The 234-nt window shown below is 37.6% G+C and carries 1 tRNA gene; it reads left to right on the plus strand.

Annotated elements, in window-relative coordinates:
• Positions 1–30 precede the first annotated feature (30 nt).
• A tRNA-Ala gene (locus VXS03_RS20225) sits at positions 31–106 on the plus strand.
• Positions 107–234 lie beyond the last annotated feature (128 nt).

The raw sequence follows: 234 nt of genomic DNA on the forward strand, positions 1-234 counted from the left end.
AAAAGTGATGGTATAGTCTTTTAAATCGTTGGGGTTATAGCTCAGCTGGGAGAGCGCCTGCCTTGCACGCAGGAGGTCTGCGGTTCGATCCCGCATAGCTCCACCACTTTCTAAATACATTCAAAGTAATGAATGTGATTAGAAAGTGGTTATCTAACGATGATTACATGTTCTTTAACAATCTGGAAAGCTGACTAGTAAATTTAATCGAAAGATTAATTTTAAAAATGTTTT

Source organism: Photobacterium sp. S4TG1 (assembly GCF_036040035.1).
GTDB lineage: Bacteria > Pseudomonadota > Gammaproteobacteria > Enterobacterales > Vibrionaceae > Photobacterium.